Raw genomic sequence first — 22471 nt, 5'->3', positions numbered from 1 at the left:
GGGGCCTGTTGGCCTATAAAAAATGGCAGCATAGCCAGACCCATCATTGACATAACAGTCAAAGGGTGGTGTTCGGATTATCCCGAATGCATGCGTAACTGACCGGGATAATCAATGCCTCTGATCAATATGCCGGATTTCGCCGGCGCTCTTCTTGATGACTTTGCCGCGCGTGGCGCGGCGAGGGTCGATACCCCGGTTATCCAGCCCGCCGAGCCGTTTCTGGATATGGCGGGCGAGGATCTGCGCCGCCGAATTTTCCTCACCGAAAGCGAGACCGGCGAAAGCCTGTGTCTGCGACCGGAATTTACCATTCCCGTCTGTCTCAGCCATATTGAAAACGCTACCGGCACGCCGAAACGCTACGCTTATCTGGGCGAAGTGTTTCGCCAGCGTCGCGAAGGCGGCAATGAATTCTATCAGGCCGGCATCGAAGATCTGGGCGAGCCCGCCACGGCCCGCGCCGATGCCCGCGCCATTAATGATGCCATCGGCATTCTGCACAAGCTGCTGCCCGGACGTCCGCTGACCGTCACGCTCGGCGATCAGGCGGTGTTTGAGGCCGTGGTCAAAACCCTTGGCCTGCCCTCAGGCTGGCAAAGACGGCTAATCCAGGCGTTCGGTGACAGTACTCATCTCGATCAATTGTTAAAAACCCTGGCCAGCCCACAAACGGCGCATGGTCTCGATCCGGCTGTGGAAGCGCTGTTATCCTCAGGCGACGAAGCCGGGCTGATCGCCCATCTCGACCGGACCATGGAAGACACCGGCTATTCCACCAATGCCAGCCGCAGCCCCCGCGAAATTGCCGCGAGGCTGAAGGAAAAGCTGGCGCTGGCCGAAACCCGGCTGGATGGCGCGGCCCTGTTACTGCTGCGCGAGTTTCTATCGCTGGAATTGCCGCTGAGCGAAGCCGCCGCAGCCTTGACAGGCTTTGCCGATGCGGCGGGCCTGTCGCTGGGTGCAGCGCTGGCCGGGTTTGAAGCGCGGATCGCCGCATTGGCCAACCTTGGTGTCGATCTCACCCGGATCACCTATCGCGCCGCCTTTGGCCGACCACTGGATTATTATACCGGTCTGGTGTTTGAAGTGGCCCTAACAGGCGAACCCGCCGTTCTCGCCGGTGGCGGGCGGTTCGACCGCCTGTTGACGCTTCTCGGGGCAAAAGACACCATTCCTGCCGTCGGCTTCTCCCTCTGGCTGGACCGCATCGAACTGGCGAGGGCGCGCTGATGACCATTACCATCGGATTGCCCTCCAAGGGCCGGATGAAAGAAGATGCCTCGGCGATTTTTGCCCGTGCCGGGCTGACCATTACCGCTGTCGGCAATGACCGCTCCTATCGCGGTCGGGTCGAAGGCGAGGATATCGAGATTGCCTATCTCTCCGCCTCGGAAATTTCCCGCGAAATCGGCAATGGCACAGTCGACTTCGGCGTCACCGGCGAGGACCTGATCCGGGAAGGCCTTGCGGAAGCCGACAAGCGGGTGGAGATTGCCGCACGGCTCGGCTTTGGTCATGCCGATGTCGTGGTCGCCGTGCCGGATATCTGGCTGGATGTGGACAGCATGGCCGATCTGGGGGATGTGGCGCAGGAATTTCGCGCCCGCCATGGCCGAAGGCTGGCGATCGCCACCAAATACTGGCGTCTGACCCAGCAGTTCTTCTCCCGTCAGCACGGCATCCAGCTCTATCGGATCGTCGAAAGCCTCGGCGCCACCGAAGGTGCGCCCGCTGCTGGCCAGGCCGACATTATCGTCGACATCACATCTACCGGCTCAACGCTGAAGGCCAATCACTTGAAGGTGCTAGGTGATGGTGTCATCCTGCGTTCGCAGGCCTGCCTGGTCCGCGCCCGCAAGCCTGAGCATGAAGGCAATGCCCAGATCGCCAGAATTATCGACGCGGTCAGAAGCGCACTCTGAATTATCAGGGCAGACATAATATAGCAGACCGCTTCCCACACTTCCCAAATTCAATAATGACGTAAAAGCCCAGGGTCTGAATAGACGCTGGGCTTTTACTTTGGAACCAGTCCATCTCAATAAATAGAAATTTCTATATAAGTCTTTTTTCGAAATCAAAGGTGAATAGGCAATGTATTTTTGGTAACTATTTATTTTTTTATGATTTATTATTATTTTTATTTAAAATTTTTTTATGGCGCATGTCAGCTCTTAAATTGATTTAAAATATCATTTTTACGACATTTTTGATATCAATTTATATAGAAAATATCATTTAATGATTTTATGCTCATAAAAAATAATTGACTTATCGCAAAATAAGCACCTAACTGACCGGCACGGATGCGCTATAAAAAAATATTTTTATATTGTCTCCGTGCTTATTATTTCAATCATATCTGGGGGTAATGATGAAATACCACATGAAAGCACTTCTTATTATCTCGCTGTTCTTGGGCACTGGTGAAACACTCACCCTAGCCAACGCAGGAGTCTGCAATCCGTTCACCAAGGTTTGCTCCGGCCCGCACGGCGGCTAAGGCTGTTTAGAGTTTGTCAGGAAAAACGGGGGTTCCTTTCCCTGACAAATGACCAGCCGATGTCCGTGATCCACGACAGCATGCCGTTCAAAGCAAAAAGCCCGTCGGATCGCTCCGGCGGGCCTTTGTATTTATCCCGGCTTTAAAGAGCCGGTCGATACAGGAAATTTTATCGGCTATATTGAATAGCCCCCTGCATATCAGGCAAGTGCCAGCTTACCACCGCGACGAGCGTCGAGCGAGTAGGCGCCTGCTCCAACCGTTGCCAGTAGGATATAAGCGCCAGCGAGGGTGAAGTTCTTCATCATCATGATACCGTTCAGCGTGTTGATCCAGCCGAGTGCTGCATCCGGCCAGCCGGGAACGGCAACCGTGCCGCTATGGAAAACAGCGCCGGTGAAGATGCAAAACAGCGCCAAGGCCCAGCCAACGATCTTCGTCTGGAAGCCAACGAGGACAGAAAGACCGGTGATCAACTCAAACGCACCGGCCAGATAGGCCAGAGCTGTTGCAGCAGGCAGGCCGGCGCCCGTGATCATACCGGCCGTGGAAGCCGGATCGGTCAGCTTGCCGAAGCCGGACAGGATGAAGATGAAGGAGAGAAGAATTCTGGCGAGCAGAAGGATCGCGTTATTGGTATTTGACATGGAAGGCTCCAGTGTGATGACTGCGACACGCAAATTGGTTAGAAAACTGTGAAGCCGTTTTCCCACATCTCTACTGTTTCAGATAGGTGGACAATAATTGACGTATCGTTCACAATTTGAGAACAGTAGGCTTTCTCGATCAGCAAGGGAGGGATGCGTGAGCGCGTCCGGTTCCTTGGCCTTAATCAGGATCTTGTCATGACCGATCTTTCTTCCTTCCCGATCACGCAGCGCTGGCCTGCACAGAATCCAGAAATCATTCAGCTCTATTCGCTGCCGACGCCGAATGGCGTGAAGGTATCGATTGCGCTGGAAGAACTGGACCTGCCCTATGAGGCGCATCTGGTGACGTTCTCCGACAATTCGCAGAAATCTGCCGAATTTGTCTCGCTCAATCCGAATGGCCGCATCCCGGCTATCCTCGACCCGCACGGGCCGGACGGAAAACCAGTTGGTGTGTTTGAGTCGGGCGCGATTCTTGTCTATCTGGCCGAAAAGACCGGACGGCTTTTGCCAAAGGACGGCTCCAGCCGCTATAGTGTGCTGCAATGGCTGTTCTTCCAGATGGGCGGTGTCGGACCGATGTTTGGCCAATTCGGCCATTTCTACAAATATGCCGCCGATAAGGTCGCCAACAATTCCTACCCGATGGAGCGTTATCGTGACGAAACCCGCCGCTTGCTGTCCGTGCTCGAAGCAGAACTTGCGCACCGTCCCTGGCTTGCCGGTGACGAGTACAGCATTGCCGATATCGCCACCTGGCCGTGGGTGCGCTGCATTACCGCTGGCTATGAGGCCGCCGACGTCATTGGTCTCTCCAATTATCCCGCCGTCATGGATTGGGCCGCTCGCGGCGAAGCCCGTCCCGCCAGCCAAAAGGGCCTGAATATTCCTGCGCGCCCTGTGTGAGGCTGATCTTTATCGAGGCGACCTGATCAGAAACGCTTGCAATTCAACGCACCATCCCGCTCCACTGCGGCAGCGGGATTGGTGTTGCCTTGCGGGCGCACCGTCACGGCATAGCTGCCGGCAAAACGGTTGATATCCTCTCCCTGCATGCTGGCATTCAACACTATGTCGACACTCATGCTTTCCCCACCCTCGCCCGAGGTGGAGGAGGTGCGGAGCTGAAAGCTCCGATCGTCACGCCTGGATTGGACCATGTCAGCCATAGCAAGCCGAACCGCGCCGGTTACTGTCCTGTCCTCGCCCGACACGCTCTGCCCCGGCTTAAACACCATGACACCGCGAAGATTTCCCAGCGGCCAGCCTGGCTCTTCCTTGAAAGCGGCCTCTATCGACAATTTCAGTTGGCCATCATCCACCGCACAATAATAACGATCCATGGCCTCAGCCCCTGGTGTCAGGCACGCCAAAACCACCACGGCTTCATTCAGGATCAATACAAATCGGTTTATCATCGCCCGCCCTCCAGACAGGACCCAGCAACAGGGTTGCTAAAAGACCGATCCTTGCATACTGCGATTATAAATCCTTTAATTTCTGGGGTTTTTCTCCGCCAAACGCCCAATTGAGCAATTCGACAGTGTGGACGACAGGGATGTCTGTTCCCGAACCGATCTGGGTCATACAGCCAATATTACCAGCAGCAATGACATCCGGATGGACCGCCTGGATGTTGCGCAGCTTGCGGGCTTTCAATTGCTGCGAAATTTCCGGCTGGAGAATATTATAGGTTCCAGCCGAGCCGCAGCATAAATGCCCTTCCGCCGGATCGCGGACCGTAAAGCCCGCCGTTTTCAGCAGTAATTTCGGCAGAGCCGTTATCTTCTGGCCGTGTTGCAGCGAACAGGCGGAATGATAGGCAACCGTCACGCCCTTATCCGCCTGCTGTGGCAGATCTAGAGTGGCGAGGTACTCGCTCACGTCCTTGGCAAGCGCCGAAACCCGTGCTGCCTTGGCGCTATAGACCGGGTCGTGGCGCAGCATATGGCCGTAATCCTTGATGGTCGTGCCACAGCCGGATGTGGTGATAACGATGGCATCCAGACCGCTTACCTCACCCTCCCCGATCTCGACCATCCAGGCATCAATATTGCGCCGCGCTGCGGCAAGCGCATCCGTCTCACGCCCCATGTGATGCACCAGCGCCCCGCAACACCCCTCCCCCTTGGGAACGACGACCTCGATACCCAGCCTAATCAAAAGTGCAACCGTCGCGTCATTGATACCGGGGTCGAGCACCGACTGAGCGCAGCCGGTCAGCAGCGCCACCCGGCCTTTGCGATTGCCCCGCGCCGAATGCAAACCCGGGCGTGAGATGGGCGATGGATAAGGCACATCCTGAGGTGCCAATCTCAACATCGCCGCCATCGGCTTCAAGGCGGCAATGCGCTCCATCAGCGGCGCGAACGGTCGTCCGAGCCGGGCAAAGGCCAGCGCCACCCGCATGCGCCCCGGATAGGGCAGCACCGTCGCCAGCAGCTTGCGGAGCAACCGGTCGGCAAGCGGCCTTTGATAGGTGTTTTCGATATGGTTGCGGGCATGGTCGACCAGATGCATGTAATCGACACCGGAGGGACAGGTCGTCGTACAGGCCAGGCAGGACAGACATCGGTCGATATGCGTGACGATTTCCTCATCCGCCGCCCGCCCGTTTTCCAACATATCCTTGATCAGATAGATGCGCCCGCGCGGACTGTCCAACTCATTGCCAAGCGTGACGTAGGTGGGACAGGTCGCCGTGCAGAAGCCGCAATGCACGCAGCGGCGCAGGATGCTCTCGGCTTCAGCGGTTTTTGGATCGGCAAGTTGGGTTATGGAAAAATTGGTCTGCACCTATTCCTTCTTTCTCCTGAAGAGCACTGCATAGGCCTGGAATGCGGTCAATTCCGGACGTCGCTTCTTAACAGCGGAATCTGCCTCGACCTCAACTTCTTCGCATCGTCCTTTGAACGTAAAATCTGGAAACTTCTCTTCACATTTACTGAGAAAGTCTTTCAGCACAGCTTTCTTGTCCTTAGTAGAAGTATTGGTCGTTTCTCTCATGGAAGCAACAGCGCCCCATTTCAACGTACCTTCCTCCTGAGTATCCAGGCGCGACAAAAGCAAAGAGATTTTGCGGATATCATCTTCGCAATTTGAAAAGGAAAAATGTCGTTTTACCTCAACCACGCCTTCCGGCAAATTATGCCGATTCCAGTAAACGACGTCGGCTCTCTGCCCGTCGCTATCCTTGTAAACACTGTCCTCCACCTCGCCACCAAGCGACCACTTCACCAACTCCCAGCACGTCGTTTCCAGAGTAACGAAGCACTCCTCTCCTCTCTGGGCGCCTGAATTATATAATGTTTCGGCAATCGTCGCCGAAATCAAAGGCTCTATCCCATATTCGTGAACGGTAGCGCCCCCCGACATGCGCAGATATTTTCGATTGGCTTCGTGCGTTCCTTCAATAATCAGACCAATGGCATCATCGATTTTCAGCATTTCAATCCCCCTGATGAGTGTCGCAATAGGCGCGTATCATCAGGGGGTAAATTTTCAGAAAATCCCGTTATGATTGAATATCAATTTTGGATCGAGAGAACGCCGAACCTGTTGCATCAAAGCAGCCACAGCGGGTTGCGACGGATCGAATGAGGAGGAGGCCCGTCTGACTGCCTCATCGGCCCGCAGAAGAGAGGCATGTCCCCCGCAAAGTGCCATGATTCCCTGCCGGATAAGCTCGCCCTCCGGGTCCGCCTCCATCTGCATCCAGACCAGGCCGCCCTGCCAGTCGTAAAAGGCATCGATAGCCGCATGCAAGCGCAGGCCAGCGACCAGGTGATGGCCTGCTGTCGGTGCGACGGAGACTTTCCAGACCGGTTTGGCCAACATGGCCGTGAAGGGATGGACATCACGAATTTCCTGCCAAAGAACAAGGCTTTGCGGCTCGTCCAGCAGCGTGACGGGTCCAAGCCGCTCCATCACCGCCAGTAGCTTTTCCGCCCGCTCGCGCACCGAGGCAGGCAGGCCTTCAAGCCGTAATACCGTGGCGGGTCCATCCGGTAGCTTTCCGTCGATCAGGCGGGGCCGAACCAGTTCCGGGAGATGAGCGGCGCCCGTCACCTCGACCGGCATGGCAAGCGCGACGGCCATGGCATGGGCGGCAGCAGCGTCGTCCAGACCTGACACCACAACGGTTTGCGTCAGGCGCGGGCGCGGCAGAACCTTGAAGGTCACTTCCGTCAAAAACCCCAGCGTGCCATGCGAACCGGCCAAAAGTTTCGCCAGGTCGAGCCCGGTGACATTCTTCATCACCCGCCCGCCTGCTTTGATCGCCTCACCTTTGCCATTGACGAAACGGACACCCAGCAGATGGTCACGCGCCGCGCCTGCCACAAAGCGCCGAGGTCCGGACGCATTGACGCTGAAGGCGCCGCCAATCGTCGGCTCCCCTGTCGTCCCCATCAAACCGCGATGATCCGGTGGCTCAAAGGCCAGCGACTGGCCTTTCTCAGTCACCGCCCTCTCGATCTCGGCCATCGGTGTCCCGGCTTTCGCCGTCAGCACCATTTCTGCCGGATTATAGGCAATTATCCCGGAGAGCCCGGTGGATGACAGTATCGCATCCGTCTCCAGGCGATTGCCGAAGCCTGAGCGCGTACCGCCACCCCTGATTGCAAGCGTCCGGCCCTTCGCAGCGCTCTCGGCAATGATCGCCGCAGCCTCATCTTCCGTTTGCGGCGCCAGAAACGCGCTCACGCCCGGCCCTCCAGCGGAAAGACCTTGCTGGGGTTAAGCAGCCAATCGGGATCGAAAGCGGCCCGGACCGCCATTTGCTGGGCAAGATCCGCCTTGGAAAACTGGTGGCGCATCAGGTCACGCTTTTCGATGCCGACACCATGCTCACCGGTCAGGCAGCCACCGGCATCGACGCAGAGCTTGAGGATTTCATTGCCTGCCGCCTCCGCCTTGGCCGCATCTTCGGGGTCGTTGATGTTGTAGAGGATCAGAGGATGCATATTGCCATCGCCGGCATGAAAAACATTGGCAACCCGAAGTCCGTAACGATCAATGATTTCCGAGGTCTTTTTCAAAACATAGGCCAATTGGCTGAGCGGCACCGTGCCATCCATGCAGATATAATCGGCAATCCGGCCCGTTGCCCCGAAGGCGGATTTGCGGCCTTTCCAGATCAGCGCGGCCTCCGTCGCCGACTGGCTTTCGCGGATGGTTTTCACCCCATGGCGGCGGGCGATTTCGCAGATATCGGCCAGCATCGCCTCCATCTCGGCGTCCGATCCCTCGACCTCGATAATCAAAAGCGCCTCGACATCCATGGGATAACCGGCGTGGGCAAAAGCCTCGCAAATCTCGATGGCGGGTTTGTCCATGAATTCCATCGCCACCGGCACGATGCCCGCCCCGATAATATCGGCAACGCAGGTGCCAGCGGCCTCGGCACTGTCGAAGCCGAACAAGACCGGACGCGCACCTTCCGGCTTGGCCAGCAGCCGCACGGTCGCCTCGGTGACGATACCAAGTTGACCTTCCGAACCACAGATCAGGCCAAGCAGATCGTAACCGCTGCTATCGAGCGCCTTGCCGCCCAGCTCAATCACCGTGCCATCGACCAGAACCATCTTCACGCCCAGAAGATTGTTGGTGGTCACGCCATATTTCAGACAATGGGCGCCACCGGAATTCATGCCAATATTGCCGCCAATCGTGCAGGCCAGCTGCGAACTGGGATCGGGCGCGTAGAAAAATCCCTGCGGCCCAACGGCTTCCGAGATCGCCAGATTGGTCACACCAGCCTGAACAATGGCGGTGCGGTTCATGAAATCAATATCGAGAATCCGGGTCATGGCCGACAAGCCGATCACAACAGCATCTTCCTGCGGGATCGCGCCGCCGGAAAGCGAGGTTCCCGCGCCGCGCGGCACGACCGGAAGCTTATGGCGATGGCAATATTGCATCACGGCCGCCACCTGCGCCGTGGTTTCAGGCAGGGCGACACAGAGCGGCTGGAGGCGATAGGCCAGAAACCCGTCGGTCTCGAAAGGGACAAGCTCTCTTGGCTTATGGATCAACCGTTCCCTAGGCAGGATTGCCGACAACTCGGCGACGATCCGATCACGCCGATCAAGAATGCCAGCATCGGGCTTTAGAAATTCAATGGTATCGGCCATCCAGTCCTCCCGAAGCGCCGCTCAGATGCAGCACCTTATCTGCGTCGGCCAATTCCTCAAATGAAAACCGTGCGGAGATGGCCATCCTCTCCATCTGCTTTTTGCTGCCACCTCACGACTTTATCAGCGGAGGTCCTCAGGCAGCAGCGTCCAGAACGAATATTTCTTGGCGTGCTTTAGTCTCAGGCTCTGCATGAACCTGACATGATCGGATTGGCCGTTCATGGCCGAAACACGCGGCACCAGATCGGCCAGTGCCACAAGATAGGCCGTAGCATGGTGATAGGCTTGCGACAAACTGCGCTTGAGAATGTCATTGACCAGCACCCGGTAGAGCACCGTTGCCGCCTCCGGCTGCTCTTCCGAGAGCTTCTCCGCTGCGCTGGAGAGCAGTTCATATTGGCGACCATCCCAGTCCTGGGCGTGATCGATCACCAGCTGTGCGGCAAGATCCAGTTTTGGCCAACCGATCAGAAACCACAGGGATTTATAGACATCCTTGCTATTCATCACCAGATCCAACGCCTTGTCCATCTCCTCGAATTCGGCAAAATCATCCAATTTGGCAATATAGGTTCGCAGCACGTCAGGCTCGAATGTCTCGCAAAACTCCTGCCAGCGTAAAGCCTGGGCATCCCCTCGCCGTTTGAGGCGCTCGAGAATATCGGCTTCCAGTAGTTTACGCTCCTGCACGCCATAGTCCGGGCCAGCCGCTGCAGTCATACCGCCGATGCGGATGACACGCATACCCTTTGGCTTTCTGCGCACCCACTCGAGCGCCTGCTCGAAACGCTGGGCGTCAAACAGCAGATGCGCGAGGACAAGGCTATCCTGATAAAGTTCAGGCTTAACCTGTTCCAACCGGATCACCTCATCGAAATCCTGCCGCTTCACGGCGAGATCCTGGAGAAGTTGCAGGATGTGGTGTGGCGAACGGCTGTTCTTGAGCGCCCCTTCCAGCAATTGCTTCCAGGTATCGGCGGCGGCTGTGCCAAGCACTGCCATCACTTGTGAAAAGACATCGCCCAGCTCGCGGTGCTTGTCAGCATCCCGGACCTTTTCCAGGGCCGGGACCAGCGTTACCTGACCAGCCTCCGGCAAAGCCCCAATCATCGAAACAGCCGCAGCAATAATTTCTTCCGACAGTTTTTCCAGCTTGGCGCTGCGGTCGTATAAGCGATGGGTCATCCCCAGCATCACGGACATCATCCGCACCATCCGCTCGGCTGCGGCAACCGGATCATCACCAAGCTCTCCACCAATGGTCCGCATCATGCCACCCAACTCGGTCGATAATTCGCGTGCGCGGTTGGCGGTAATGCCGGAGGCAGAGCGTTCAATCTGATCCAGGCGCTTGTCGATCCGGGCGAGCACCTTGGTCGATCCCGCTGCCCCGGCAAGCGCTGCTTGCAAGCGCAGTTTCAAGGCTTTATTGGCGCTGGCCTCGTCCAGCAGAATCTCCGCCAGTTTTTCCGCGCCAAGCGATGCCAGTCCGGCCCGATCGAATTTCGCAGCAGCTTTCTTTGCCATCGTCTTCTCTCTCAGAACGGCAGACCTTACGGACCCCAGATGCATCGCAAAAGAAGCGACCTTGGGCAAAAAGGCAAATCAGGCCATATTTAGGAATGATTTTCGGCGTAATTGAGCAAACAGATCGATCTGATTCAATAGATAAGCCTATCGGGAACAAATTTTCACAAACATGAAAATAGTTGCGATTCCCGGCACTGAAGGGGTCTTCTCGAATCACTTTGATTTTCGGCCATGGCTATAGGATCAGAACGCTGCCTTGCGATGGGCGCATAACAGACAGTTCCTCATGTCAATTGCATGAAGGCATTCATGAGTTGTATTATGAAAGACTTGATTCACGTCACCGTGAAGCTTTTTTCCCATGAAGCGAAACAACTACCAACCTTTGCGGGAATCAGTTATATTACAATAATCAAAAATACGGATTTACGCATTGGCAATTTTACAGCGCATCGTGTCGGATTTGGAATTGATGTTTCGGCGCCCGCCCAAGCAGCAATTTGCCGCGCTTTGCTATCGAGAAACCGAAGCGGGTCTTCTGGAAGTGCTGCTGATTACCAGCCGCGACACCGGGCGCTGGGTCATTCCCAAGGGCTGGCCCATGGGCTCGAAAAAGTCGCATCTCGTGGCCCAGCGTGAGGCTTATGAGGAGGCAGGCGTCAAGGGAAAGATCGCTAAAACCAGTTTCGGTTCTTATCATTATATGAAAGGCATGCCGGACGGGCTGAAAATTCCGTGCGAGGTGAAGGTCTACCTGCTGGAAGTGCGCGAGTTTGTTGACGATTATCCGGAAAAAGGCACCCGCATATTGGAATGGGTGGGCTGCGACGTTGCGGCGAGCCGGGTGCAGGAACCACAATTAAAACGACTTTTTCATCTTCTTTCCCTCTCACGTCAGCGCAATGCCGCAAAAGCGGGCTGATTTGCCGATAAGACGACGTCTTACGGTCATGGTGACAGGCTATTATCTTCCTAATCGGGTGTCATAGCCATTTCGCGCTCTTGTCGATAGAGAAGAGAGAGTTGCTGGCGAGTGCCTGTTATTGAAGAGGCTGTCAGGGAATCCGGGTTCGCCTTTTTCTCTGAGACATTTTAAATCAATTCCGACCCAGGCAAATATGCGCTACAGCACAATGCGGCCAAAATAACCAAAGTGCGCCGCATATCAGTCTTTCTTCCTCACGGGCCTCTCCCACGCCCCCCTCCCATGGGCGCGACATCGGTTTTAGCCGTGTGGCCCGCTCCAATGATAGAACCAGCACGTCAAGCATGAGCAAGCCCCCCAAATACGCCCGACCAATGCTGGACAAGGATCTTGACCGGCTAACCCTGCTCGAACGCGCTGCCCAGCACGTGGCGCGTGGCGCGGCTCCCTATGGCATGGCGTTGATCTTCCTGATCTTTGCTGCGGTTTCCGCGCTTGGTTTTGCTGCAGACCGGCCGGGCTCCGCCATCATTATCGCCGCAGCCGCACTTGCTGGCTACATGGCGCTGAATATCGGCGCCAATGATGTGACCAACAATGTCGGGGCGGCGGTGGGCGCCCGGGCCATGACGATGACCGGCGCTCTGGTGATGGCGGCATTTTTCGAAATTGCCGGGGCAATGATTGCCGGAAGCGAAGTCACCGATACGATTTCCTCTGGTATCCTGGCGCCATCCCTGGTTGGCAATCCGCAAACCTTTATCTGGATCATGATGGCTGCTCTGCTGGCGGCAGCCCTCTGGATCAATCTCGCCACCTGGGCCAATGCCCCTGTCTCCACGACCCACTCAATCGTCGGCAGCGTCATGGGGGCCGCCGCCTCGGCCATGGGCACCGCCGCCGTCAATTGGCAGACCATCGCCACCATCACGCTCGGCTGGGTAATTTCGCCGGTGCTGGGCGGGGTGATCGCGGCGGCCATCCTGTTTCTGATCTACGACCTGATCGTTTACCGCCCCGACAAGATCGCCCAGGCGCGCCGGTGGGTGCCGATTCTAATCGGATTGATGGCGGGTTGCTTCAGTTGCTATCTCAGCCTGAAAACCAGCGGCATGGGCTTTACGATGATCTCAGATCGAGCCGTTCTGTTCGGCCTGGTGGTCGGCTGCATTGTCTGGCTTGTGGCCAGGCCCATTGTGCGCCAGCAGGCATTGGGGCTGGAAAACCGTAATCAATCCTTGCGCAAACTGTTTCGGATGCCGCTGATCGGTGCCGCAGCCCTGCTATCCTTCGCGCATGGCGCCAACGACGTTTCCAACGCCATCGGCCCGCTGGCAGCCATTGTTCATACGGTCATGTCGAATGATCTGCACACGCGGATGACCGCACCGCTTTGGGTGGTCACCATAGGCGCGCTCGGTATTTCAACCGGACTTCTGCTGTTTGGCCCAAGGCTGATCCGCCTTGTCGGCACCAAGATCACCAAGCTCAACCCGATGCGGGCCTATTGCGTCTCGCTTTCCTCCGCCATCACAGTGATTGCCGCTTCCAAGCTGGGCCTGCCAGTCAGCTCCACCCATATCGCCATCGGTGCGGTCTTCGGCCTTGGCTTTTTCCGGGAATGGTATAACCGCCATTCAAAACGGCGGCTGGAATATATGCTGATGAAGTCGGCGGAATGGCAGCGTAAAGCTCCCAAACCGTCCAATGCCGATGAAGTGAACCGGCGCCGACTGGTCCGCCGCTCCCACATCCTCACCATCATGGGCGCCTGGTTGGTGACACTTCCGGTCTCCGCAGGGCTTGCAGCGCTGATTTACAGGGTTATGTTCGCGCTCTTTCGATAACGTGAGACGGTCATAAGGCATGCGGGCAAATTACAAGATGCAGAGACTCTATGTCGAGGCTGGGCTGGAAGCCGCAAACCCGGTAGCGACGACACCGGAACAATATAACTATCTGGCCAATGTCCTGCGCCTCACCGAAGGTGCCGAAGTGCTGGTCTTCAATGGCCGCGATGGTGAATGGAAGGCGAGCCTCGCCTTCCCCACCCGCAAGCGCATCGCGTTGATTCCGCAGAGCCAAACCCGCCCGCAACCTCGCCCGAGCGAACTGACATTTCTGTTTGCACCGCTTAAAGTCGGGCGGATGGACTATCTCGTCCAGAAGGCGGTGGAAATGGGCGCCGGTGCGCTCCAGCCAGTGATGACCCAGCATGTTCAGGGCAGGATCGGCAGCATTGAACGCTTGCAGGCCAATGTGATCGAGGCAGCCGAGCAATGCGGCATCCTGGCCGTTCCAAAGGTTGCACCGCTGGTCAAGCTCAAGGACCTGCTGGAAACCTGGCCTGCCGCCCATCGGATCATTTTCTGTGACGAGGACAGCGCCACCGACAATCCCATGGCGGCGCTGGCGGCAATCGAGGAACGGCAACTGGCATTGCTGGTTGGGCCGGAAGGTGGCTTTTCCGATGAGGAACGCAGCCTGCTGCGCAGTCTCAGCTTTGTCACCGCCATTCCGCTGGGACCGCGCATTCTGCGCGCCGATACCGCCGCGGTGGCTGCCCTGGCCGTGGTGCAAGCCAGCATCGGCGATTGGAAATGAACTTGAAACAAACCGGCATATCTCGTTCAATATTGTTGAACGTTCAAATCGCAAAATTCGCTTGCGCAGCCGCCGGGTTCAGCCCTATCAACCCTCGGCAACGCATCGGAGCGAAAAGTGGAAACCGGTTTTCGGTCCCATCCGATGCGAAAATAAAAACCTGTAGCAGAACAAGGTCGGCTTCATGGCTCGCGATACAACCGATGACACGCCCCTGACCTCGCTTGAGGACATGGCCGCCTATATGGCCGAGGGGTGCAAGCCGAAAGAAACATTTCGCATCGGCACGGAGCATGAAAAATTCGGGTTCTTCACCGCCGATCTCTCGCCCGTCCCCTATTTCGGCGAAGCCAGCATTTCTGCGCTGCTGAAGGGCATGCAGGCCCGGCTTGGCTGGGAACCGATCATTGATGGCGGAAACATCATTGGCCTGGCTGGTGGCAGTGGCCAGGGCGCGATTTCCATCGAGCCGGGCGGGCAGTTCGAACTGTCAGGCGCGGCTCTGGAGACCCTGCATGAAACGGCGGGCGAAACCCTCCAGCATCTCGAAATCCTGCGGGAAGTCGCCGAGCCGATGGGGATCCGCTTTCTGGGCATGGGCGGCAGCCCGCTGTGGACCCTAGAGCAGACGCCGCGTATGCCGAAATCCCGCTACGACATCATGACCCGCTACATGCCGAAGGTCGGCTCGAAGGGTCTGGACATGATGTATCGAAGCTCTACGATCCAGGTCAATCTCGATTTTTCGTCTGAAGCCGACATGCGCACCAAGATGCGGGTTTCCACAAAGCTGCAATCCATCGCCATGGCGCTGTTTGCCGCCTCGCCTTTTACCGAAGGCAAGCCGAATGGCCTGCTGTCCTGGCGCGGCGACATCTGGCGCGATACCGACAATCGCCGCTCCGGCCTGCTGCCCTTCGTATTCAAACCGGATTTCGGGTTTATCGATTATGTCGAATGGGCGCTTGATGTGCCGATGTATTTCGTCATGCGGGATGGCCGCTATCACGACCGTACCCACATCACCTTCCGCCAGTTCATGGCGGGCGGTTTGAAGGACGAAATCGCCGCCTGGCAGCCGACGATGGGTGACTGGACCAATCATCTGGGAACGCTGTTTCCCGATGTCCGCCTGAAACGGTTCCTGGAAATGCGGCTGGCCGATGGCGGCCCGCAAAGCCATATCACGGCGCTTTCGGCTTTCTGGGTCGGGCTGCTCTATGACGACACCGCGCTGGCAGCGGCCGACGATTTGACGGCAGATTGGGACGTGGCAACAGTTAGCAAGCTTCGCGACACTGTTCCGGCCCTCGGCTTCGATGCCACCGTACAGGGTCGCTCCGTTTTGGATGTGTCACGCGATTTGCTGGCCTTGTCGAGGGCCGGTCTTGTGGCGCGCGCCCGGCTGAATGCGGAAGACCAAGACGAATCGATCTACCTACAACCGCTGGATAGTATCGTGGAGCGAGGCCATTCGCTGGCACAGGACATGCTGGATCTCTATCATGGCCCGTGGGACGGCAAGGTGGAACCTGTATTTTCCGCCTATCAATATTGATGTAGGCAGCGCGCTGGCAAAGCCTTGTGCGTGCGTAAAAAAAACGATTTGCAGCCGGATGTTTCCCGCTATAGTGGCTCTTGCATGGTTTTCTCCTTGAATCGATTATTGTGAATCGTTTGATGAGAGCTGGCTGGTGACGACAGCTCAATCATGCCGCGAAACAGGCGGATAAGGCGCAGTAACTGTTGTGATCGAGCGCAAAACGTTCTGAAGCCTCAGGCTGACTGTCCATACGACCGCCACCGCATGAATACCGTATAAAAAGGCTGCGCGCCGGGGAGCAAATACACATGTTGCCACTGTTCGATATGTTACTGAGAGCACAGAATGGCGCGGCCATGGATGCCATGGCAAAGCAGTTCGGGCTTGCTCAGGAACAAGTGGCGCAGGCGCTTGCCGCATTGACGCCGGCCTTTTCCTCCGGGTTCAAGCGCACCGCCGCTAATCCTTATGATCTGTCCAGCCTGTTTGCGGCTTTATCGTCCGGCAATTATGCCCAGTATTTCGAGGATATGGGCAAAGCCTTTACCCCTCAGGGCATTGCCGACGGCAATCAGGTGCTGCAACAATTGTTCGGCTCCAAGGAGGTGTCGCGCGCTGTCGCCGCCCAGGCGGCCCAGATCACCGGTATCGGCCAGGACATTCTCAAACGTATGCTGCCGGCTATGGCCGATACGATCATGGGCGGATTGTTCAAGCAGAGCCTTGGACAGATGCAGCAGGCCAGCAATCCCTTTGCTAATAACCCGATGGCCGGAATGATCCAGGAATGGCTTCAGGCAACAGGATTTTCACCGAAAGCTCCACCGACATCGCCCGGCCCCTTCGACAATCCCTTTATTGCCGCCTGGCAGCAAATGATGGGTATAAGCGCGGCGAAAGCCGCACCTAAGACCGAAACGAACCCTTTCCTGGACAATCCTTTCACCAAGGCCTGGCAGGACATGGTCAGCGGCTCAATGGGGCAGGCCCCGAAAGCCGAGGCACCAAAGCCGAGCCCGGAAGCCGAGGCCAGAAAATCGATGATGGATATCGTCAACACCATGTTCGATAGTGGTCTGAACGTGCAGAAAAGCTATCAGAAAAGCGTAGAACAGATCTTCGAGACCTATGTGACGGCGCCGGGCAAGGATGATCGTGGCGAATCGGACGAAGGCACCACTCATTCCAAGCACTGACGGCAGGCCAACACCGGCCAGCACACGAAAAAAGACCCGGCAACAGTGACCTGTTGCCGGGCAAAAGCAGGGCCGATTGGCTTTTCGCCCTGCGGGGATGGCGGGTGGAAAGGGGATCTTTCAGCCGATAGAAAGCGTGCTCACCTGTTTGCGAATCCTGGCGCGTGCGAGACCTGCCAGCTTTGAAGACGGATCTCCAAGTGGCCCGGACTTCGACAATTCGGCCTCCAGCTCAGCTCGGGTCAAACCGACATCATGCAGAAGGTAATCGTCGAGATCCGCAAGCTTAAGAGCCGCACGGCGATTGGTGAGCGTGCGCAGCACAGAATTCACTGTCCAGACAATGGCGCGAAGGGCTGCGATGACTGCGCCCTCTGCTTGAGGAAAAGCCGCTACGGTGATCTGTCTGGTCGTGCGCATGACAATAGTCCTTTCAAATTCGGCACGAGAAGGGGCGGCCGCGCTTGGGAAACCAAGCCGGAGGGACGCCGTGAAGGGGTTGGAGGACACCGCGACAACTGAACATCAATTGGTCACTCGTGGCGTCGATTGACATTTTGCAGTTTGAGATTTGCCGAATTTCTATTGATCAGTCCAGTGAATGTTTCTAATGGTAATCATCAATCCAACTGATGGAATGGCCGCCATGTCCGCACCTCTTGATACTGACCAGTTGCAAACCTTCATCGCTATTGTCGACACCGGTAGCTTTACCAAGGCGGCAGGGCGGGTCTTCAAGACCCAATCAGCCGTTTCCATGCAGATGCGCCGTCTGGAAGAACGGATCGGCAAGCAATTGTTCATCAAGGACGGGCGTGGCAACCGGCTGACGGCGGAAGGCGAAAAGCTGCTGAACTATGCACGGCGGATCGTCCGCCTGAACAGCGAAGCGATTGCCGCTTTCGACGATAACCGGCTGGAAGGCACGTTGCGGATCGGGACTCCAGATGACTATGCCGACCGTTACATGCCTGAAATTATTGGCCGATTTGCCAAAACGCATCCCAATGTCGAGCTTTACATCGTCTGCGAACCCTCCACCGACCTGGCCGACAAAATGGCGAGAGGTGAGCTGGACATCGCGCTTGTGACCCATAACCCGGCGGCCAGACAATCCGATGTGATGCGCACCGAACCACTTTGCTGGGTGGCTTCGGCCAACCACCCCCTGCGCGACGATGCGCCCGTACCGCTTGCGGTTGGACGGCGCGATTGCAATTGGCGGCAGTTGGCATGTTCAGCGCTCGATGCCGACGGGCGTGACTATCAGATCCTGTTCACCAGCTGGTCATCGACCGTCGTTGCAGCGGCAGTGCTGGCTGGCATGGCGGTGTCGGTGCTGCCAGAATCAGCGCTGCGGACCGGCATGAAGGTGCTGGGTCAGGCAGATGGCTTTCCGCCGCTGCCGCCCGTGCAGATCGGCATCATGAAACGCCCCGGCATGTCGCCCTCGCTGATGAACGCCATTACCGACCATATCGCCGCCTGTCTCGACAATATCAATCCAACGGCCATCGAAGACGATATGGATGGGGAAACCAAAACCTTTTCCCGTTACTATCCGCGCCTGCGAGCGGGACATATGATCCCCGGCTGGTAATACGAAGATTCATTGAAAACCACCGTTCATATTGCCTCAGAACCTGTCGCAATCACTTTTGCGCGGGTTGAAACAGCATAGCGCACGCGGCGTTTTTCCACTCGTCCAACATTGCCCAAGCGCGCTCATGCTTTTCGGCGATGGCGCGGAAAACTGCTCCGCTCAAGACCGCAACCAGCAGGAAACGATTGTGTTTGCCCTGCCCATCCCCACCATCGGCAAATGGCCCCAGCCATCTCATCGCCAACGCGCCAATGTCTTCCTGAGCCTTGTATTGCAGCGCGCCGAGATCGGGATCGGTCGACATTGCGATCCAGAACTCCCGACACAGCGGATTGTCACGATGCAGACGCGCACCGCTTTCGATCAGATCGACCAAACGGGCGCGCGCATCCGCTTCGTCGCGCACATCCGTTAACCGCATGGTAATATCTTCGGCCAGGCTGGTCAGGCGCACGTCCATGATGGCTTTAAGCACAGCCGCTTTCTGCGGAAAGAATTGGTAGACGGAGCCCACAGGTACGCCAGCATTCGCGGCAATATCCGTCATGCGCAATTGTGAAACACCATGCTTGATAATAAGAAACTCAGCCGAACTCAGAATATTTTCGACACGCTGAATACTGCGCTTCTGTTTTGGCTGCTTGCGTGGATTGATTCGCGAGCTTTCATTCGGCATTTTCATCGCCGTCACCATTCCGTCCTGTCCCAGGATAATTTCCACATCATGTGGACCACAGGTAACGGCTCTATTGGAAGGGTGTTCAGTTTTGATTAATGCAAAGTAGTAAACCCATATAAAACAGGGGGTCAGAAACCGTATCAAAACGGCTTCTGACGCCCCTTTTCGAAACAGATACGTGTAGGGTTTTCAGCGGCGATGCTGGATCGTATCTGCTTCGAAGCTTGGAAGCTGCCTTAAGGCAGCATGAATACCTGCTTCATCGTCTGGATGTACCAGTTTGAAATACGCCAGTTGACGCCCGATGATCGATCCAGGCACCTGAATGCCGACTGTGGTCGTTATTCTCCGAGAAATTCATCATGGCGTCCTCCTTGGAAGGCGGTCTTCGTCAAAATTAATTTTAAAACAATGTTTCGTCTCAATGACTGTAGTGTTCCATTGACGGATCATAATTTCCAATCGTATTTATTTTGAATTACGATTTGGAAATCCTATCATGCTAACGATTCGTCAAATGCGCTACTTCGATGCGCTTGCCAGCACACTGCATTTCGGCCGGGCTGCCGATCTCGTCCATGTCAGCCAACCCGCGCTTTCGGCGCAGATCATGGAGATGGAAAAACATCTGGGCGTGATGCTGATCGAGCGCACGCGCGCCAACACGATCCTGACCACCAAGGGGCTGGAAATCCTGGCGCATGTGCGCGAGGTCCTGGCGGGAATAGACCGGCTGAAACAGGCCGCGCGCAACAATGGCGGTATGTTGGAAGGCCTGGTGCGGATCGGCATCATTCCCACCGTCGCCCCTTATATGGTGCCGCGTATGGTGCCTTACTTGCGGCAAAATCATCCTCTGATCGAGATTGAGCTCAAAGAAGCAGTCACCGACCGGCTGCTGTCCGACCTCAATGATGGTAAATTGGATGCGGTCGTCGCGGCGCTGCCGGTGGATGCGGACGCTCTGGTCTGCCGCAGCCTGCTGGTCGATCGGTTTTTCATGGCCGTGGCCCGTAATGACGACGCCGTGCTTCTGTCACCTCTGGTGGAAGCGGACGTAGATACCGATCGGTTGCTGCTGCTGGAGGAAGGCCATTGCCTGCGCGACCAGGCGCTGGCCGTCTGCAAAACCGCCAGCCGGCGCAGCATGGTCAATTTCGGCGCAACATCGATGGCGACACTGCTCCAGATGGTGTCCCATGACATGGGCATGACGTTGATCCCCGAAATGGCGATAGAGACCGAAACCAGCCGCAACAAGATCCGCATCATTCCCTTCACCGATCCCCCACCCTACCGCGAAATCGGCCTGATCTGGCGGCGATCCAGCGCCCGCCAAGCCGATATGGAAGCGCTTGCCGATGGTCTTGCCGCCAGCGCGCGGGAGAAATCGACGCCCTCGCAACAGAGGCAGGATGTTTAAAAAGGGGGATGACCGACGTCATCCACAATCCATGCTTTTGCTATTCCCTTCCTGTCATGAACGTGTTACCAGCCCTCGCCAACCTCCAAGCATTACATGCAAAGGAATCCAGAGGAAAATCGCTTTTCTGGAGGACTCTGCCTATTCATATGAAGGATATTGGCATGGCACGGATCGTAATTTCGGCAACCGGCGCAGAAGCGCTTACCTTTGACGATGTTCTCCTCCAGCCCGGACATTCGGAAGTCATGCCGGGCCAGACGAATATCTCCACCCGGATCGCCAAGGATATCGATCTTTCGCTCCCCATCCTGTCTTCCGCCATGGATACGGTCACCGAGAGCCGGTTGGCGATTGCCATGGCACAGGCTGGCGGCCTTGGGGTTATCCACCGCAATTTGACACCGACCGAACAGGCCGAAGAGGTTCGCCAGGTCAAGAAATTCGAAAGCGGCATGGTGATCAATCCCGTCACCATCCATCCGGATGCGACGCTGGCCGAAGCACTCGGCCTTATGAAGGCCCACGGTATTTCCGGTATTCCAGTGGTCGAAAACGGTGGCCGTCCTGGTCGCCTGGTCGGCATTCTCACCAATCGCGATGTGCGCTTTGCCTCGGATCATTCCCAGAAGATCCATGAATTGATGACCCGCGACAACCTGATCACCGTCAAGGATGGCGTCGAGCAGCAGGAAGCCAAGCGTCTTCTGCATAGCCATCGGATCGAAAAGCTGCTGGTGGTGGATAATGAAGGCCGCTGCGTTGGCCTGATCACCGTCAAGGATATCGAAAAGTCGCAGCTCAACCCGCATGCCGCCAAGGATTTTCAAGGTCGCCTACGGGTCGCCGCCGCCATTTCCACTGGCGATGACGGGCGCGAGCGGGCCGAACGGTTGATCGAGGCCGGTGTCGACGTGATCGTCGTCGATACCGCCCACGGCCATTCGCAGCGGGTGCTAGACGCCGTGACCGCTGTGAAGAAAATGTCGAACTCGGTTCGGATCATTGCCGGCAATGTTGCGACCGGCGATGGCACCCGCGCCCTGATCGATGCAGGTGCCGATGGCGTCAAGGTCGGTATCGGCCCCGGCTCGATCTGCACGACTCGTATCGTCGCAGGCGTCGGCGTACCGCAGCTGGCGGCCATCATGGCAGCCGTCGAAGCAGCCCATAAGCTGGACATTCCTGTGATCGCCGATGGCGGCGTGAAATTCTCCGGCGATCTGGCCAAGGCAATTGCCGCCGGTGCCTCCGCCGTCATGGTAGGTTCGCTGCTGGCCGGCACGGATGAAAGCCCCGGCGAAGTGTTTCTCTATCAGGGCCGTTCTTTCAAGGCCTATCGCGGTATGGGCTCGGTCGGTGCCATGGCGCGCGGCTCTGCGGACCGCTATTTCCAGGCGGAAGTGCGCGATACGCTGAAGCTGGTGCCGGAAGGCATCGAAGGCCAGGTGCCTTATAAAGGTCCGGTCTCTGCCGTGCTGCACCAGCTGGCGGGTGGCCTCAAGGCCGCCATGGGCTATGTCGGCGGCAAGGACATCAAGGATTTCCAGGAAAAGGCGACCTTCGTGCGGATTTCCGGTGCGGGCCTGCGCGAAAGCCACCCGCACGGCGTCACCATCACCCGTGAGAGCCCCAACTATCCGGGCGCTGCATAAAAACGGTCCAGTAACGCATA

General features: G+C 56.9%; 20 protein-coding genes. 11 read left to right on the top strand and 9 right to left on the bottom strand.

All coding sequences use genetic code 11. The features are described from left to right. The first annotated feature begins 114 nt into the window (after positions 1 to 114). Together ASB66_RS04290 and hisG are read left to right on the top strand one after the other, a co-directional pair. A complete protein-coding gene (locus ASB66_RS04290) occupies positions 115 to 1233 on the top strand; it encodes an ATP phosphoribosyltransferase regulatory subunit (RefSeq protein ID WP_114386249.1) in 1119 nt (372 codons plus the stop codon). Then, entirely contained in the window at positions 1233 to 1925 is a 693-nt protein-coding gene (hisG, locus tag ASB66_RS04285; protein ID WP_060717552.1) for an ATP phosphoribosyltransferase, read from the top strand. Before ASB66_RS04290 ends, hisG begins: the two co-directional genes overlap by 1 nt. Positions 1926 to 2706: 781 nt before the next feature. Here hisG and ASB66_RS04280 read toward each other — a convergent pair. Further along, on the bottom strand, positions 2707 to 3153 hold the full coding sequence (locus tag ASB66_RS04280; RefSeq protein WP_012654098.1) for a DoxX family protein: 447 nt from the start codon (positions 3151 to 3153) through the stop codon (positions 2707 to 2709). A 198-nt stretch (positions 3154 to 3351) separates the two neighbouring features. Between ASB66_RS04280 and ASB66_RS04275 the strand changes: the two genes are divergently transcribed. Beyond that, complete coding sequence (locus ASB66_RS04275; RefSeq protein WP_060717622.1) at positions 3352 to 4062, top strand: glutathione binding-like protein; 711 nt, start codon at positions 3352 to 3354, stop codon at positions 4060 to 4062. A gap of 26 nt (positions 4063 to 4088) precedes the next feature. Here the strand turns inward: ASB66_RS04275 and ASB66_RS04270 are convergent, their stop codons facing one another. From ASB66_RS04270 to ASB66_RS04245, 6 genes are all read right to left on the bottom strand, one after another. Then, positions 4089 to 4574 (bottom strand): hypothetical protein, encoded by a 486-nt coding sequence (locus ASB66_RS04270; RefSeq protein ID WP_060717551.1) that lies wholly within the window; start codon positions 4572 to 4574, stop codon positions 4089 to 4091. A gap of 64 nt (positions 4575 to 4638) precedes the next feature. Then, on the bottom strand, positions 4639 to 5952 hold the full coding sequence (glcF, locus tag ASB66_RS04265) for a glycolate oxidase subunit GlcF (protein WP_060717550.1): 1314 nt from the start codon (positions 5950 to 5952) through the stop codon (positions 4639 to 4641). Further along, positions 5953 to 6603: a hypothetical protein gene (locus ASB66_RS04260; RefSeq protein WP_060717549.1), complete on the bottom strand. Its 651-nt coding sequence runs from the start codon at positions 6601 to 6603 to the stop codon at positions 5953 to 5955. Positions 6604 to 6657: 54 nt separating this feature from the next. Then, entirely contained in the window at positions 6658 to 7860 is a 1203-nt protein-coding gene (locus ASB66_RS04255; protein ID WP_114386247.1) for an FAD-binding protein, read from the bottom strand. Next, a complete protein-coding gene (locus ASB66_RS04250) occupies positions 7857 to 9290 on the bottom strand; it encodes an FAD-linked oxidase C-terminal domain-containing protein (RefSeq protein ID WP_060717547.1) in 1434 nt (477 codons plus the stop codon). Before ASB66_RS04250 ends, ASB66_RS04255 begins: the two co-directional genes overlap by 4 nt. A 123-nt stretch (positions 9291 to 9413) precedes the next feature. Further along, positions 9414 to 10820, bottom strand: a complete 1407-nt coding sequence (locus ASB66_RS04245; protein ID WP_060717546.1) for a DUF6880 family protein — start codon at positions 10818 to 10820, stop codon at positions 9414 to 9416. Positions 10821 to 11367: 547 nt separating this feature from the next. On the opposite strand from ASB66_RS04245, the gene ASB66_RS04240 reads away from it, so the two are divergent. The 5 genes from ASB66_RS04240 to ASB66_RS04220 all read left to right on the top strand — a co-directional run bounded on the left by ASB66_RS04240 (position 11368) and on the right by ASB66_RS04220 (position 17091). Then, positions 11368 to 11745 (top strand): NUDIX hydrolase, encoded by a 378-nt coding sequence (locus tag ASB66_RS04240; RefSeq protein ID WP_234612821.1) that lies wholly within the window; start codon positions 11368 to 11370, stop codon positions 11743 to 11745. Between the two features lie 347 nt (positions 11746 to 12092). Further along, on the top strand, positions 12093 to 13595 hold the full coding sequence (locus ASB66_RS04235) for an inorganic phosphate transporter (RefSeq protein ID WP_060717544.1): 1503 nt from the start codon (positions 12093 to 12095) through the stop codon (positions 13593 to 13595). A 19-nt stretch (positions 13596 to 13614) separates the two neighbouring features. Beyond that, the gene (locus ASB66_RS04230; protein WP_060717543.1) at positions 13615 to 14352 is read left to right on the top strand and encodes a 16S rRNA (uracil(1498)-N(3))-methyltransferase; all 738 of its coding nucleotides are present in this window, start codon (positions 13615 to 13617) and stop codon (positions 14350 to 14352) included. Positions 14353 to 14536: 184 nt separating this feature from the next. Continuing rightward, positions 14537 to 15910: a glutamate--cysteine ligase gene (locus ASB66_RS04225; RefSeq protein ID WP_060717542.1), complete on the top strand. Its 1374-nt coding sequence runs from the start codon at positions 14537 to 14539 to the stop codon at positions 15908 to 15910. A gap of 293 nt (positions 15911 to 16203) precedes the next feature. Next, positions 16204 to 17091 carry a DUF937 domain-containing protein gene (locus tag ASB66_RS04220; RefSeq protein WP_060717541.1) on the top strand — a complete coding sequence of 296 codons (888 nt, stop codon included), beginning with the start codon at positions 16204 to 16206 and terminating at the stop codon, positions 17089 to 17091. 120 nt (positions 17092 to 17211) lie between these two features. Here the strand turns inward: ASB66_RS04220 and ASB66_RS04215 are convergent, their stop codons facing one another. Next, positions 17212 to 17511, bottom strand: a complete 300-nt coding sequence (locus ASB66_RS04215) for a DUF1127 domain-containing protein (protein WP_060717540.1) — start codon at positions 17509 to 17511, stop codon at positions 17212 to 17214. A 226-nt stretch (positions 17512 to 17737) separates the two neighbouring features. On the opposite strand from ASB66_RS04215, the gene ASB66_RS04210 reads away from it, so the two are divergent. After that, positions 17738 to 18691: a LysR substrate-binding domain-containing protein gene (locus ASB66_RS04210; protein WP_060717621.1), complete on the top strand. Its 954-nt coding sequence runs from the start codon at positions 17738 to 17740 to the stop codon at positions 18689 to 18691. Positions 18692 to 18743: 52 nt separating this feature from the next. Here ASB66_RS04210 and ASB66_RS04205 read toward each other — a convergent pair whose 3' ends face one another. Next, positions 18744 to 19517 carry a TetR family transcriptional regulator gene (locus ASB66_RS04205; protein WP_147274008.1) on the bottom strand — a complete coding sequence of 258 codons (774 nt, stop codon included), beginning with the start codon at positions 19515 to 19517 and terminating at the stop codon, positions 18744 to 18746. Positions 19518 to 19872: 355 nt separating this feature from the next. Here ASB66_RS04205 and ASB66_RS04200 point away from each other — a divergent pair, with 355 nt between their 5' ends. Together ASB66_RS04200 and guaB are read left to right on the top strand one after the other, a co-directional pair. Beyond that, entirely contained in the window at positions 19873 to 20796 is a 924-nt protein-coding gene (locus ASB66_RS04200) for a hydrogen peroxide-inducible genes activator (protein ID WP_060717538.1), read from the top strand. A gap of 164 nt (positions 20797 to 20960) precedes the next feature. Further along, positions 20961 to 22451: an IMP dehydrogenase gene (guaB, locus tag ASB66_RS04195; protein WP_041698961.1), complete on the top strand. Its 1491-nt coding sequence runs from the start codon at positions 20961 to 20963 to the stop codon at positions 22449 to 22451. Positions 22452 to 22471 lie beyond the last annotated feature (20 nt).

This window comes from Gillisella vitis (assembly GCF_001541345.2).
Classification (GTDB): domain Bacteria; phylum Pseudomonadota; class Alphaproteobacteria; order Rhizobiales; family Rhizobiaceae; genus Allorhizobium; species Allorhizobium vitis.
The sequence above is the reverse complement of the archived record's forward strand: the minus strand, read 5'-3'. Positions and strand labels throughout refer to the sequence as shown.

Bases quoted from the DNA above. Each gene is read 5' to 3' on its own strand.
- ASB66_RS04290 (WP_114386249.1), top strand. From the start codon at position 115: ATGCCTCTGATCAATATGCCGGATTTCGCCGGCGCTCTTCTTGATGAC.
- hisG (WP_060717552.1), top strand. From the start codon at position 1,233: ATGACCATTACCATCGGATTGCCCTCCAAGGGCCGGATGAAAGAAGAT.
- ASB66_RS04280 (WP_012654098.1), bottom strand. From the start codon at position 3,153: ATGTCAAATACCAATAACGCGATCCTTCTGCTCGCCAGAATTCTTCTC.
- ASB66_RS04275 (WP_060717622.1), top strand. From the start codon at position 3,352: ATGACCGATCTTTCTTCCTTCCCGATCACGCAGCGCTGGCCTGCACAG.
- ASB66_RS04270 (WP_060717551.1), bottom strand. From the start codon at position 4,574: ATGATAAACCGATTTGTATTGATCCTGAATGAAGCCGTGGTGGTTTTG.
- ASB66_RS04260 (WP_060717549.1), bottom strand. From the start codon at position 6,603: ATGCTGAAAATCGATGATGCCATTGGTCTGATTATTGAAGGAACGCAC.
- ASB66_RS04250 (WP_060717547.1), bottom strand. From the start codon at position 9,290: ATGGCCGATACCATTGAATTTCTAAAGCCCGATGCTGGCATTCTTGAT.
- ASB66_RS04245 (WP_060717546.1), bottom strand. From the start codon at position 10,820: ATGGCAAAGAAAGCTGCTGCGAAATTCGATCGGGCCGGACTGGCATCG.
- ASB66_RS04235 (WP_060717544.1), top strand. From the start codon at position 12,093: ATGAGCAAGCCCCCCAAATACGCCCGACCAATGCTGGACAAGGATCTT.
- ASB66_RS04230 (WP_060717543.1), top strand. From the start codon at position 13,615: ATGCGGGCAAATTACAAGATGCAGAGACTCTATGTCGAGGCTGGGCTG.
- ASB66_RS04225 (WP_060717542.1), top strand. From the start codon at position 14,537: ATGGCTCGCGATACAACCGATGACACGCCCCTGACCTCGCTTGAGGAC.
- ASB66_RS04220 (WP_060717541.1), top strand. From the start codon at position 16,204: ATGTTGCCACTGTTCGATATGTTACTGAGAGCACAGAATGGCGCGGCC.
- ASB66_RS04215 (WP_060717540.1), bottom strand. From the start codon at position 17,511: ATGCGCACGACCAGACAGATCACCGTAGCGGCTTTTCCTCAAGCAGAG.
- ASB66_RS04210 (WP_060717621.1), top strand. From the start codon at position 17,738: ATGTCCGCACCTCTTGATACTGACCAGTTGCAAACCTTCATCGCTATT.
- ASB66_RS04200 (WP_060717538.1), top strand. From the start codon at position 19,873: ATGCTAACGATTCGTCAAATGCGCTACTTCGATGCGCTTGCCAGCACA.
- guaB (WP_041698961.1), top strand. From the start codon at position 20,961: ATGGCACGGATCGTAATTTCGGCAACCGGCGCAGAAGCGCTTACCTTT.